Origin of the sequence: Geobacillus stearothermophilus ATCC 12980 (genome assembly GCF_030369615.1) — a bacterium.
Classification (GTDB): domain Bacteria; phylum Bacillota; class Bacilli; order Bacillales; family Anoxybacillaceae; genus Geobacillus; species Geobacillus stearothermophilus.
Window position 1 is genome coordinate 798,279 of the sequence record NZ_CP128494.1, and the last position, 12,308, is coordinate 810,586.

At 51.9% G+C, this 12,308-nt stretch carries 12 protein-coding genes; 8 read left to right on the forward strand and 4 right to left on the reverse strand.

Translation table 11 applies throughout. From position 1 onward, the window contains the following. Positions 1-35 precede the first annotated feature (35 nt). The 3 genes from QSJ10_RS04335 to QSJ10_RS04345 are packed head-to-tail and all read left to right on the forward strand — an operon-like array spanning position 36 to position 2,451. Positions 36-764 carry an ABC transporter ATP-binding protein gene (locus QSJ10_RS04335; protein WP_033015856.1) on the forward strand — a complete coding sequence of 243 codons (729 nt, stop codon included), beginning with the start codon at positions 36-38 and terminating at the stop codon, positions 762-764. After that, entirely contained in the window at positions 761-1,786 is a 1,026-nt protein-coding gene (locus QSJ10_RS04340) for an ABC transporter permease (RefSeq protein ID WP_033015858.1), read from the forward strand. Before QSJ10_RS04335 ends, QSJ10_RS04340 begins: the two co-directional genes overlap by 4 nt. A gap of 11 nt (positions 1,787-1,797) precedes the next feature. Next, positions 1,798-2,451, forward strand: coding sequence for a TetR/AcrR family transcriptional regulator (locus QSJ10_RS04345; RefSeq protein WP_033015860.1), 654 nt, complete (start codon positions 1,798-1,800; stop codon positions 2,449-2,451). A gap of 27 nt (positions 2,452-2,478) precedes the next feature. Here the strand turns inward: QSJ10_RS04345 and hepT are convergent, their stop codons facing one another. From hepT to QSJ10_RS04360, 3 genes are all read right to left on the reverse strand, one after another. After that, positions 2,479-2,898: a type VII toxin-antitoxin system HepT family RNase toxin gene (gene hepT / locus QSJ10_RS04350; RefSeq protein WP_014195290.1), complete on the reverse strand. Its 420-nt coding sequence runs from the start codon at positions 2,896-2,898 to the stop codon at positions 2,479-2,481. Further along, positions 2,888-3,283, reverse strand: coding sequence for a type VII toxin-antitoxin system MntA family adenylyltransferase antitoxin (mntA, locus tag QSJ10_RS04355; protein WP_031212949.1), 396 nt, complete (start codon positions 3,281-3,283; stop codon positions 2,888-2,890). The genes hepT and mntA overlap by 11 nt, the downstream gene beginning before the upstream one ends. A 306-nt stretch (positions 3,284-3,589) precedes the next feature. Continuing rightward, a complete protein-coding gene (locus QSJ10_RS04360; RefSeq protein ID WP_033015862.1) occupies positions 3,590-5,722 on the reverse strand; it encodes an ATP-dependent Clp protease ATP-binding subunit in 2,133 nt (710 codons plus the stop codon). A gap of 267 nt (positions 5,723-5,989) precedes the next feature. Here QSJ10_RS04360 and QSJ10_RS04365 point away from each other — a divergent pair, with 267 nt between their 5' ends. Together QSJ10_RS04365 and QSJ10_RS04370 are read left to right on the forward strand one after the other, a co-directional pair. Further along, on the forward strand, positions 5,990-6,736 hold the full coding sequence (locus QSJ10_RS04365; protein ID WP_033015863.1) for a FixH family protein: 747 nt from the start codon (positions 5,990-5,992) through the stop codon (positions 6,734-6,736). Between the two features lie 159 nt (positions 6,737-6,895). After that, the gene (locus tag QSJ10_RS04370) at positions 6,896-7,942 is read left to right on the forward strand and encodes a YkvI family membrane protein (RefSeq protein WP_049625071.1); all 1,047 of its coding nucleotides are present in this window, start codon (positions 6,896-6,898) and stop codon (positions 7,940-7,942) included. Positions 7,943-8,115: 173 nt separating this feature from the next. On the opposite strand, the gene QSJ10_RS04375 is transcribed toward QSJ10_RS04370, so the two are convergent. After that, positions 8,116-8,319 (reverse strand): hypothetical protein, encoded by a 204-nt coding sequence (locus QSJ10_RS04375; RefSeq protein WP_033015868.1) that lies wholly within the window; start codon positions 8,317-8,319, stop codon positions 8,116-8,118. A 139-nt stretch (positions 8,320-8,458) separates the two neighbouring features. On the opposite strand from QSJ10_RS04375, the gene QSJ10_RS04380 reads away from it, so the two are divergent. The 3 genes from QSJ10_RS04380 to QSJ10_RS04390 are packed head-to-tail and all read left to right on the forward strand — an operon-like array spanning position 8,459 to position 12,209. Beyond that, positions 8,459-9,973 (forward strand): spore germination protein, encoded by a 1,515-nt coding sequence (locus tag QSJ10_RS04380; RefSeq protein WP_033015869.1) that lies wholly within the window; start codon positions 8,459-8,461, stop codon positions 9,971-9,973. Positions 9,974-9,984: 11 nt separating this feature from the next. Further along, positions 9,985-11,070 (forward strand): Ger(x)C family spore germination protein, encoded by a 1,086-nt coding sequence (locus QSJ10_RS04385; RefSeq protein ID WP_053532243.1) that lies wholly within the window; start codon positions 9,985-9,987, stop codon positions 11,068-11,070. Between the two features lie 26 nt (positions 11,071-11,096). After that, positions 11,097-12,209 (forward strand): GerAB/ArcD/ProY family transporter, encoded by a 1,113-nt coding sequence (locus tag QSJ10_RS04390; RefSeq protein WP_053532242.1) that lies wholly within the window; start codon positions 11,097-11,099, stop codon positions 12,207-12,209. Positions 12,210-12,308 lie beyond the last annotated feature (99 nt).

A 12,308-nucleotide genomic window follows, 5' to 3' on the forward strand; every position in this document is an offset into this window, starting at 1 on the left:
TGATTACTCACTACTATGCAAAAGGGAGAAAAGCAATGACCGCCAATCCATGTATTCAAGTCGAGCGTGTCTCCAAGCGGTTTGGAAAAAAAGTAGTCATCGACGATGTGTCGTTGGAAGTCCAGACGGGGGAAATATTCGGCCTGCTCGGCCCGTCGGGGGCGGGCAAGACGACGTTGGTGCGCATGATCGCCGGCATTGATGCGGCGAGCGAAGGGACGATTCGCGTGCTCGGCGTGAATATGCCCAATCTTGGCGCCATGAAGCGGATCGGCTTTATGGCCCAGTCGGATGCCCTGTACGGAGAATTGACTGCGCTGGAGAACATGCAATTTTTTGCTTCCATCTACGGGTTGCGAGGGAAAAAACAAAAGGAGCGGATCGATGACATGTTGGCGCTTGTCAACTTAACGAATGATCGAAAAAAGCTGGTGCACCAATATTCAGGAGGGATGAAGCGTCGGTTGTCGCTGGCGATCGCCTTGCTTCATGAACCGGACGTGCTTATTTTGGATGAGCCGACGGTCGGCATCGATCCGGTGCTGCGCCAATCGATTTGGGCGGAGCTTGAGCGGATTCGCCAGCGCGGCACAACCATTGTCGTCACGACCCATGTGATGGATGAAGCGGAAAAGTGCGGGCGGCTTGGCATGATTCGCGAAGGCCGTCTGATCGCCGTCGGCCGCCCGGATGAATTGAAACAGGAAGCAGGCGCGGAAACGATTGAGCAAGCGTTTTTGACGTTTGGAGGTGTCCGTCGATGAGAGTGTTGGCCATTGTCGTCCGCATCATCCGCCAGTTTTTCCGCGACAAGCGCACGCTGGCGCTCATGATTGTCGCGCCGATGTTCGTCTTGTTGTTAATGGATTTGGTGTTTAATGGCGAAGAATACAAACCAGCCATTGCCGTCAGCGAACACGTGCCTGAGGTGGTTGTTGACAAGTTGAAAGAAGCAGGAGCGAACGTGAAAGAGCTGTCAGCAAAACAAGCGCGAAAGCAGCTGGACGATCAAGACATTGACGCGTGGCTTGACATGAGCGGAAGCGCTCCGCACCTTACGCTGGAAGGAAGCGACCCGACGGCCAATCAGGCGGTGATGGTCGCGGTGCAAAAGGCGTTTCAGTCCATGGCGCCCAAGCCCCCGTTTCAGCTGAAAACAACGTATTGGCACGGATCAAGCGACATGGCGTCATTTGATTATTTCGGCCCCGTGCTGATCGGCTTTTTCGTCTTCTTTTTTGTCTTTTTGATTGCTGGAGTGTCATTTTTGCGCGAGCGGACGAACGGGACGCTCGAGCGGCTGATGGCGACGCCGCTCAGGCGCTGGGAAATGGTCGCCGGCTACATGATCGGGTTCGGATTGTTTACGACGATTCAGGCAAGCTTAATTTCATGGTTTGCCATTGATGTGCTCGACATGATGATGGAAGGTTCGTTCGGGTATGTGCTGCTCATTACGTTTTTGTTGGCGATGACGGCGCTTGCGCTTGGGATGCTGCTGTCGGCGTTCGCCAACAACGAGCTGCAAATGGTGCAGTTTATCCCGCTTGTCGTCGTGCCGCAAGTGTTTTTCTCGGGTTTGTTCAATCTCGACACGATGGAACAATGGCTTCGTTCCTTAAGCGTCATCATGCCGCTCACCTACGGGGCGGATGCGCTGCGCGATATTATGGTGCGCGGAGAAGGTTTTAGCGCCATCGCCGTGGATGTGTACGTGCTGCTTGGCTTTACGATGCTGTTTATGCTATTAAATGTAGTAGCATTGAAAAAATACCGCAAGCTGTAAGGAGTAGAGTCATGAGCGAGCATTCATGGATTCAGGAATTGCTGCAAATCGGCGGCAAGGAAGGGCAGTTCAGTGAAAAGCAGCTGAAAATTTTGGAAGCCGCAGTGGAAATGTTTGCCGAAAAAGGCTATGCGGCGACTTCCACGAGTGAAATCGCCAAAAAGGCCGGGGTGGCGGAAGGGACGATCTTCCGCCATTATAAGACGAAAAAAGATTTATTGCTGGCCATCGTCACGCCGACGTTGTTTCATTCCGTCGCCCCGTTTTTGGCGAAAGAATTCGTCCGCGAAGTGTTTGACAACGAATATGAGACGTACGAACAGTTTTTGCGCGCGGTGCTCGCCAACCGCTACACCTTTGTGAAAACGTATTTGCCGGCGATTCGCGTGCTTTGGCAGGAGGTTGCCTTTCATTCCGAGATTAAACAGTGCTTTCAACGCGTGTTTACCGAGCACGTGTATCCAAAATTCGCCCGCATTGTCCGCCATTTTCAAGAAAAAGGTGAGTTGGCCGAGCTGCCGGTCGATTCGGTCATCCGCTTGACGATCACATCGCTCGCCGGCTTTTTGGCCGCCCGCTTTCTCCTTTTGCCTGACCACAACTGGGACGATGAGGCGGAAATGGAACGGACGATTCACGTGTTGATGAACGGTCTGCGGCGCTAACCGGCCGGCTTCCGCGTGGGAGCCGGCCTAGCTGTTTTTCTTAGCATAATCGAGGATGGCTTTCGTAAATTGTTTGAAATCATCAAGATGGTGTTCGACGATGGCTTGCAAGATGCCAAGGTTCAGTTGTTGATAGTCGTGAACGGCGATGTTGCGGAATCCGACCATCGCCTTCATCTTTTTGCTTATGGAAGGGGAGATGACCCCATGTTCTTCGAGGAGAGCGAATGCATCGCGGCTATGCTGCGGCAATCCGAATTTCTGCTCGGCCACAATATGCATGGCCAAATCGATGCATGCCTCGCACGCCCGCTGTAAATTCAGAACGATCGAATCTTGTTTTGTGTAATTTTGTAAATTTTTTGGATCGCCGTTATATTCTTCACGAATTCGTTTCAGGCAGCGTTCGATCACGCTGATCTTGTTTAAAATGACATCACTTTTCATATATGCTCCCGCTTTCCGTAATTTGTTTTAACACCGGTGCTCTCTCTTCGTTTAGTTTCACATACATTTTCAATGTTTTCATTTCGAACTCAGCCCGTTTCCGCTCGTCGCGGCAATCAATGGCTTTTCCCGTCGAGACGACTTGCGCTTGAAACACCGTGCTGGCTTGGCGCAAATCGACAAGATCGACATCTCGCCCTAACTTGTCAGCCAAATGCCCCGCGAGCCGAAACAGCTCATACGGATCATGCGGTTCGCCGTCGCTGACAAAGGCGATATCGACATCACTGTCCGGGCGCATCGCCCCACGGGCGGCTGAACCGAACAGGTAGATGACGAACGGGTGAAGAGCCGGGCGGAGCGTCTGAATGATGATCGTCTCCATTTCGTTTGGCAATCGCGATGCCCCCTTGCGTTTTTCTTCATTATAGCAAAATCTTAATAGCAAAATCTTATTGTTCTTGGCGAAAAGATGGAAAAAGAAAAAGGGATGGCGATGATGCGCCAATCCCTCTGAGCGAAAGAAGCAGGGGATGATTGATTCATTTCCTCCTTACATACAAACTTCGGGGCGGCTCTTTTTGCTGCTCTTCCCTAAAACACTTCCTCACCCCGAAAACGGGATGGGGCGATGTTCGAGTCATTCGGGTGATGGATGATATAGGTGTGCGCGTTGGGCGTTAAGCTACAATTAGGCGATTTCCGCCACAATGGCATTGTCCTTGACATCGATACGGATCGCACGCACCGATTGATCCGCGTCAAGCAGGCAGTCGGCGATGTTGTCTTCGACATGCTCTTGGATGACGCGGCGGAGCGGGCGGGCGCCGAAGGCCGGATGGTAGCCAAGTTCGGCCAGTTTTTCTTTCGCCGCTTCGGTCACTTCGAGTTCGATGCCTTGTTCGCGCATCGCTGCTTTGACATCAGCGAGCATTAAGTCGACGATCTCAAGCAAGTGTGCTTTTTCGAGCGGCTTGAACTCGATGATGGCGTCGAAGCGGTTCAAAAATTCCGGCTTGAAGTAGGCGCTCAAAGAGTCAAGGACGCTTGTTTGCCCGTTGCCCTCTTTTTCAAAGCCGACGGTGATTTTTTTGTCGGTCACCCCAGCGTTGCTTGTCGCGATGATGACCGTGTCTTTGAAGCTGACGGTGCGGCCTTGGCTGTCGGTTAAGCGGCCGTCTTCCAAAATTTGCAAGAAGATGTGCTGTACATCCGGGTGCGCCTTTTCAATCTCGTCAAGCAAGATGATGCTGTACGGGTTGCGGCGCACTTTTTCCGTCAGCTGGCCGGCTTCTTCAAAGCCGACATAGCCCGGCGGCGAACCGATCAGCTTCGAGACGGAATGTTTCTCCATGTATTCGCTCATATCGAGGCGAATCATGGCGTCTTTTGTGCCAAACAGCTCTTCAGCGAGCGTTTTGGCGAGCTCCGTTTTCCCGACGCCGGTCGGGCCGACGAACAAGAACGAACCGATCGGGCGGTGTTTCGCTTTCAAGCCGGCGCGGCTGCGGCGAATGGCTTTGGCGACTTTTTTCACCGCTTCCGCTTGGCCGATCACTTTTTTCGCCAAGTGTTCTTCAAGATGTTTCATTTTTTCTTTTTCATCGGCTTGCAGCTTGCCGACCGGGATGCCGGTTTTCTCGGCGATGATTTGTTCGATGTCGGCGGCATCGACGACAGGGCGTTCTTGGTTGACGCCTTGCTCGAGTTGTTTTTCGAGCTTCAGCTCTTCATCGCGCAGTTTCGCCGCCAATTCGTAGTTTTCTTCTTTCGCCGCTTGTTCTTTTTCTTTCGCGATTTGCATCAACCGCTCTTGCAGTTGTTTTTCATCGGTCGGACCGAGGCGCAAGTTCGCTTTCGAGCCGGCCTCGTCAAGCAAGTCGATCGCCTTGTCCGGGAGGAAGCGGTCTTGAATGTAGCGGTGCGACAGTTTCACGCACGCTTCGATCGCTTCATCCGTATAGCGGACATGGTGGAATTGTTCGTATTTCGGCTGGATGCCTTTTAAGATGACGATCGCTTCCTCAACGGTCGGCTCGTGGACGATGACCGGTTGGAAGCGGCGCTCAAGAGCCGCGTCTTTTTCAATTTGCCGGTATTCTTTGAGCGTCGTCGCCCCAACGACTTGCAGTTCCCCGCGGGCGAGCGCCGGTTTTAAAATATTGCCGGCGTCCATCGAGCCTTCAGCGGCGCCAGCGCCGACGAGCAGGTGGATTTCGTCAATGAACAAGATGATGTTTTTCCGCTCTTGCAATTCGGCGATGAGCCGTTTCATCCGCTCTTCAAATTGACCGCGGATGCCGGTGTTGGCGACAAGCGACGCCACATCAAGCAAGTACACGTCTTTGTTCAATAGTTTTTCCGGCACTTGCCCTTCGGCGATTTTCAGCGCGAGCCCTTCAACGATGGCTGTTTTCCCGACACCCGGCTCCCCGATCAACACCGGGTTGTTTTTGTTGCGGCGGTTTAAAATTTCGATCACGCGGGCGATTTCTTTGTCGCGGCCGATGACCGGATCGATCAAGCCCGCTTTGGCCATTTGCGTCAAGTTGCGGCCGAATTGATCCAAAAATCCACCGCCATGGCTTTGCGGGCGTTTCGCCATCGTTTTCGGCGCGCTCATTCCGGCGTTGGCGGCTGTGAACGGGCTAGTAAAGAAGTCATCAAAGGAAAACGGCGAAAAGCCGAAGTTCATTGGAATGGACAGTTGTTGTTTTTGCTTTTCATAGCATTCATGGCACAGGTGAAGTTGTTGTTTTTCCCCGTTCCATTGCAAGTTGACAAACACTGTTGCTTCACGTTGTTGGCATGCTTGGCAGCGCATGAGGCATACCCCCTTTTCTCTTATTCGGGATTTGACTTTGACTTTCTTTGACCTTCCGACTTTATTATACTTTGACCTTTTTTGACTTTCAAGTGTTTTGTACAAAAAAATTGTGATAACGATGAAATGTTTTTGAAAAAATGGTGAATACTAATGTAGTTGCGGCAAAACTATGATAGAGTGAAAAACAGAAAAAGAGGCGGAAAAGACTCCGTCTTTGGTGCTCATGATGATCATGAATTTGAAGGAAAAAGGAGAAAGGTGAAGATGAGAAGACAGGTTGGTTTCGCGTTTGCTGTTGTACTTTTGGGGATGATGATCATGGTTGCTTGTACAAATCACAACAAGAAAGCCGAGACGCCGGCCGTGCTTGACGTGAAAATCGATGCGCCGGATCATATCGATTTGAACAAGCCGACCAAGCTCGCCTGCGTCGTGACGTACGGCGGTGAAAAAGTGGACGATGCGAGCGAAGTCAAGTTTGAAGTATGGAAACACGGAAGCAGCGAGCGGGAAATGCTTGAAGCGAAGCATGACGGCGATGGCCGCTACTCGGTGGAAAAAACGTTTACCCAAGCGGGAACATATTCGGTCGTCGCCCATGTGACGGCGCGCGATATGCATAACATGCCGAAAAAAGATATTGTCGCCGGCAACCCGGAACAGGCGGCGACGGCCGACGGTGCGAGCGAAAATTCCCAAGGCAGTGCTGAAGAACACCATCATGGCACCGTCGCCATTTCGCTGTCGTCCCGTTCGTTCGAAGCCGGAAAACCGGCGGCGTTGACCGTCCGCCTCTCCAAAGATGGGAGGCCGTTGACAGGTGCGACCGTTCGTTTTGAGATTTGGCAGGCGGACAATAAGCATGAATTTGTCGATGCAAAGGAAAAAGGAAACGGCGAGTACGAAGCCATGGCCATGTTTGCCAACAAAGGAACGTATTCGGTGAAAGTGCACGTCGAAGGAAGCGGCGGGCTGCACGAACATCAAGTCGAACACGTGACAGTTCATTGATGGAAACGCGATTTCACATCGCATGCCATATTAATGAAGAGAGTTTGCGGTGTGTGAGAAGGCATCTTGTCTCGGATGCCTTCTTTTTTCGTTCTGTCGTCTTTCTTGTCCATGCCGGACATATACATATATATGGAAAAGCAACGGACAAGGAGGGAGATGGAGGATTTGGGCAAGAGACACGATTGGTCGGAGGCGTGGCAAATCGCTGCTGTTTACGTTGGAACGGTGATTGGGGCAGGATTTGCGACCGGAAGAGAGATTATGGAATTTTTCACTCGTTATGGGACGGCTGGAACGGTTGGCATCATCATCAGCGGTTGTTTGTTTATATGGGGGGGCGCGCGGCTCATGGTGATGGCGCGCCGCATTGGAGCCGCGTCCTATGATGAATTGAATCGCTATTTGTTCGGAAGAATGTTGAGTCCGTTTGTGACGCTTGTGATGACGGCGATGATCGCGGGGGTGACGGCGGTGATGATCGCCGGGGCGGGTGCCGTGTTTGAAGAGCAGATCGGCTGGCCGAGACAGGCGGGCGTCACACTGACGCTCGGTTTGGCGCTTCTTGTCATGTTGTTTGACCGCAAAGGGCTGTTTGGCGTCAACGTGTTCGTCGTGCCGATGATGATGATCTTGAGCGTTGCCGTATGGATCAAAATGATGATGGCTGGAGACTTATGCCGGCCGGATATAGCGGCATCGGATTATTCACTGAAGGCAATGTTGTCCCCGTTTTCGTATGCGGCGTTTAACTTGGCGATGGCGCAAGCGGTGTTGGTGCCCGTTGCCCGCGAAGCGGCCAGTGAGCGGGCGGTGAGGCGCGGAGCGATGTTGGGTGGGGGGATCCTAACAGGGTTGTTGCTTCTCAACCATATTGTGTTGCTGTCGTTTCCGCAAAAGGATGGTTACGATATTCCGATGGCCGAAGTAGTTCGTGCGTTTTTTGCCATGCTATATTGGTTGTATGTCGTCGTCATTTACGGAGAAATTTTTACCTCGGTCATCGGCGGCTTGTTTGGGCTTGCCCGTCAAGCGCGCATTTGGGTGCCGATCAGTGGAAAAGGGATCGGCGTGCTGCTCGTGTTGGTGTTTGTCGCGGTCAGCCCGTTTCGCTATGGGGAGTTGTTGTCGTTTCTTTATCCGCTGTTTGGCTACATGAGCCTGATGTTATTGTGGCTCCTTTGGCGCCGCAAGCTGCCGCGTTAGCAAACAGGCCCTTTCGCTTTCCCTGCCTCTTCTGTTCTGGTGCGGGGGTGAAAGGGCTTATTGTTTTTCCGTACACCGCCCACCCAATAGGCATTCCCTCGCTTTCATTGCATTTCGCAAAACGGGGGCTTTTTTCGAGATGGTCCTCCCGCATGCGGATGTTGAAAGCATGATTACGAGCGAAAACGGGCGATCATCGCTTCCAAATTGCGGGCTGCGTCGGCCAGGGCGTCAGCTTCTCCCGCCAGTTCATGAAGAGCGAGTGTTTGCCGCTCGAGCCCCGCCTCCGTCTCTTGCACCATATCGGAAAAGTCGGCCGTTTCTGTCATTTTTTTCAACGCTCGTTTCGACCGACGCTGTTTCGTCAGTTCGCTCATAGACGATTCTCTTTTTTTATTTATCTATTTTCAATAATATATAGAATATTTTGTCTAATCAATAAGATGAAAGGGGGATGCATAAAAATATCGATCGATTGGAAGACTATGCCGTAAACGGAAAGGCGAGGGGATGTTCGTGGGTTTATTCTCATTTTGGAAAAAAAAGAAAAAACGCCCCCCTCAGCGGCCCATTTCGCAGCTTTGGGAAACGCTGCGGCAATCGAGCGATTTTGTCGAAGTGTCGTTTGTTGTGGGAGGCAAGGAGCTGTCGATTTATTATTTTGATTCACTCGTCGATCCGCAAGTGCTGCAAGAGCGGATTCTTTGCCATTTGCAAAACGACATTCCAAACCATCCGACGGTCCGCTTGGAAGACTTGCAGCAAATCGTGCCGATTCTGCGCATTGAAGTGAGCGAAGACACGGCGCTGATTGAAGAGAAGGTGCTGAAAGGGTTTGTCGCGGTCACCTTCCGCGAGCAACCGAACAAAGCGGCGCTCATGGGCGCCGCCGCCGAAAATTTAGGGCTTCGGGAAAACAATGATTCGGAAAACGAATTCAGCGTCGTTGGGCCCAAAGTCGGATTTGTGGAAAATGTCGGCGTCAACTTGCATCTCATCCGCCGGCAAGTGGTGACGCCGAATCTTGTCTTTCGGGAAATGTCGATTGGTTCGGTGTCGAAAACGAAAGTGGTCATCGCCTACATCGATGGCGTCGCCAATCCGGAAGTCGTTCAAACGGTGACGCAGCGGCTTGAGTCCATTCATTTTGACGTCGTGTTTGACAACGCCATTTTGGATCAGCTGCTCGCGGACAATTCACGGACGCCGTTTCCTCTTTTTATCTCGACCGAGCGGATCGACCGGACCATCTATGCGCTTGTGTCGGGTCAGGTGGCCATTTTTTGCGACGGCTCCCCGTATGCCGTGATTGGCCCCGCCGCTCTTTTCGATTTTTTTACGTCGCCGGAAGACTATTATTTGCCATGGGTGCTCGGCACGTTTTTGCGGCTCATTCGGTTTTTCGGCGTTGCGTTCTCGGTGTTAGCGTCGCCGATTTATGTGGCGGTGCTGACGTATCATTATGAAATGATTCCCGAAGACTTGCTCGGTCCGATCATTTATTCCCGCTCGAACGTGCCGTTTCCGCCGATGCTCGAGGTGCTGTTTTTGGAAATTACGATCGAGCTGTTGCGCGAGGCCGGGGCGCGGCTGCCGACGAAAGTCGCACAAACGCTCGGGATTGTCGGCGGGATTGTCATCGGGCAAGCAACCGTTGATGCCGGGCTGACGAGTACGTTTTTGTTGATTGTCGTCGCGTTGGCGGCGCTCGCTTCGTTTACAACGCCGATTTTCAAAATGTCCAACACGATCCGGTTCATTCGGTTTCCGTTTATTTTGTTTGCTGCATGTTGGGGCGGGATCGGCATTATCTTTGCCGTCTGCGGGCTGCTCATTCATTTAGGGCGGCTGCAGTCGTTTGGCTATCCGTATTTGCTGCCGTTTTATCCATTTCGTGTGCGCAGCTTCCGCGATACATTCGTTCGTTCGCCATACAGTGAAACGGCGGAGCGGCCGATGTTTCTTCGTCCGCGGTCGCGGTTTCGTTACGATCCGAATGCGGCGAAGCAAAAACGCGATATTGATGAGTAAGGGGGATCGTGATGAGGCGTGGGCTTCTATGGCTCGGTGCGCTGCTGTTGCTTGGCGGCTGCGCCAGTTCGCGGCCGATTGATGAAATTCAAATTATCCAACAGATGGGGTATGATTTCGAGAACGGCCGCTACACGGGCACCGCGGTGTACCCGACGTTCAAGCAAGGGCCGATGACAAAGCCGAATATGCTGACGACGACGTCGCCGACGGTCTACGACTTGATTCCGCGCCTGTCATCGAAATCCGCGCTGTCGGTTGAGGAAGGGCAGCTGCGCTTGATTTTGTTCGGCAAGGAGTTTGCCAGGCGGGGGGTGACGCAATTTACGCACAGCCTCGCGCGCAACAACAAAGTTGGCAGTCATTTGCTGCTTGGCGTGGCGGAAGAAAGCGCGAAGGAGCTGCTGAAAATCGAGGTGAACAAGACGCTGAGCGATACGTTGTATTTGCCGAATCTGGTGGAGCAGAATGAGCAGTCGATGAACTTGCCGAAAACGAATTTGCACTTGTTTTTGTATCGCTATTTTTCCCCAGGAAGCGATCCGTTTTTGCCGTATTTTGAGAAAAAAGGAGATTTCGCCAAGCTTGAAGGGGTCGCGTTGTTTCGCGACGACCGATACGTGGGGCATGTGAGTTTGCGTGATTCGTTTTTAATGAAAATTTTGCTTGGAGAAACGAAAAACGGCGTCTACCAGCTGAAGGTTGGGAATCGCGGGAAACAGGGCGAGGATCGGGTGATGCTGCAAAACTTATGGGCGAAGCCGAAATATGAATGGAAGCGTGATGGAGGCCGCCATGTGCTTGATGTGTTCGTCCATATCCATGCGTCGGTGAGGGATTACCCGTCATGGCTCGATCAGCCGGGTCAAGATTTGTTTGCTGATGTGAAGAAAAAAATGCAAAACGAATTGGAGCATAATATGCGTCGGTTATTCCGTTATTTTCAGAAAAAACGGATTGACCCGCTCGGCATCGGCGATTTTGTTCGCAGTGTGACAAGACATTGGGATTCCGACGCGTTTTACCGTGAATACCCGGAACTAGACATCCGCCCGCACGTCACGGTGGATATCGTCCATACCGGCATTGGCGAATAAGACGGGGAACATGAGGAGGGATTAGGATGAAGCAGGCCATTCAGGAACGGTTTCTCATCTCCCCGTTTCTTGTGTTTTTTGTCATTCATGCTACGCAAGTTGGGGTCGGGGCACTCAATTTTCAGCGTCCACTGATGAAAGAGGCGGGGCAGGATGCCTGGATGGCAGTCTTAATGGCCGGGCTGTCGGCGCACGTGTTGATTTGGCTCATGTATCGGCTGCTGTCGCATTTGCCATCAGGCGGAGACCTCGTGTCGCTTCATGAACAGTACTTCGGGCGGTGGATCGGCGGGGTGCTGAGCCTTGGACTTCTTTTTTACTACGCGTTGGCGGCGTTTATGGTGCTTCAATCATACATTGAAGTCATTAAAGTATGGGTGTTCCCGTTGATGGGGGCGTGGCAGTTCAGCCTTATGTTTTTGCTGATGACGTATTATGTCGTCTCCGGCGGGTTTCGCGTCGTTGTCGGCTTATGCGTTTGGGGGGTGGTGATTCCGCTGTTGACGATTTTTCCGATGGTTTTCTTTCCGCTTGAGTATGCTCAATACCGGAATTTATTGCCGGTGTTCGACCATTCGTTTGGGCAATTGGCAAAAGCATCGAAAGAGATGGTGCTGCAATATTTAGGGTTTGAAATGCTGCTGATGTATTACCCGTTTTTAAAACAGGCTCCGTCCTCGCAAAAGTGGGCGCATGCGGCCAACGCATTTACGATGTTCATTTATTTTGTTTTGATCCTTATCTCCATCGTGTTTTATAACAAAGAGCAAATTCAGCATATTACATGGCCGACGCTGACGATGGCCAAAATTCCGGAAGTGCCGTTTATCGAGCGGATGGAGTATATTGTCATCTCGATTTATGTGCTTGTTGTGTTCCCGATCATCGCGGTCTCTATTTGGGCGGTGACGCGCGTGATCAAACAGCTGTTTGCTGTTCAGCAGCGCCGTTCGCTTCCGGTGCTGCTCGCTTGCTTGTTTGTCGGGGGAATGTTTTTTCAGGAGAAGATACATATTGAGCAGTTGACGGAATGGACAGCGAAGGCGGGATTTTATCTTGTCGTGGTGTATGTTCCGCTCCTGTATGTGTACGTATGGGTGGCGGAAAAAGTGAAAAAGGCGCTACAACAAAAGCCATAAGTATGGTATAGTAAAGAAGAAAAACAGAAGAATCGCAATTCCGTACGCTTGTACGGGAGAGGTTTCTAGCAAAACCCTCTATAAAAAACTAGGGGCGGC

Coding starts and splice junctions, on each gene's coding strand:
- QSJ10_RS04390 (WP_053532242.1), top strand. CDS start 11,097: ATGAAGCAGGCCATTCAGGAACGGTTTCTCATCTCCCCGTTTCTTGTG.
- QSJ10_RS04340 (WP_033015858.1), top strand. CDS start 761: ATGAGAGTGTTGGCCATTGTCGTCCGCATCATCCGCCAGTTTTTCCGC.
- QSJ10_RS04335 (WP_033015856.1), top strand. CDS start 36: ATGACCGCCAATCCATGTATTCAAGTCGAGCGTGTCTCCAAGCGGTTT.
- mntA (WP_031212949.1), bottom strand. CDS start 3,283: ATGGAGACGATCATCATTCAGACGCTCCGCCCGGCTCTTCACCCGTTC.
- QSJ10_RS04375 (WP_033015868.1), bottom strand. CDS start 8,319: ATGAGCGAACTGACGAAACAGCGTCGGTCGAAACGAGCGTTGAAAAAA.
- hepT (WP_014195290.1), bottom strand. CDS start 2,898: ATGAAAAGTGATGTCATTTTAAACAAGATCAGCGTGATCGAACGCTGC.
- QSJ10_RS04345 (WP_033015860.1), top strand. CDS start 1,798: ATGAGCGAGCATTCATGGATTCAGGAATTGCTGCAAATCGGCGGCAAG.
- QSJ10_RS04360 (WP_033015862.1), bottom strand. CDS start 5,722: ATGCGCTGCCAAGCATGCCAACAACGTGAAGCAACAGTGTTTGTCAAC.
- QSJ10_RS04385 (WP_053532243.1), top strand. CDS start 9,985: ATGAGGCGTGGGCTTCTATGGCTCGGTGCGCTGCTGTTGCTTGGCGGC.
- QSJ10_RS04365 (WP_033015863.1), top strand. CDS start 5,990: ATGAGAAGACAGGTTGGTTTCGCGTTTGCTGTTGTACTTTTGGGGATG.
- QSJ10_RS04370 (WP_049625071.1), top strand. CDS start 6,896: ATGGAGGATTTGGGCAAGAGACACGATTGGTCGGAGGCGTGGCAAATC.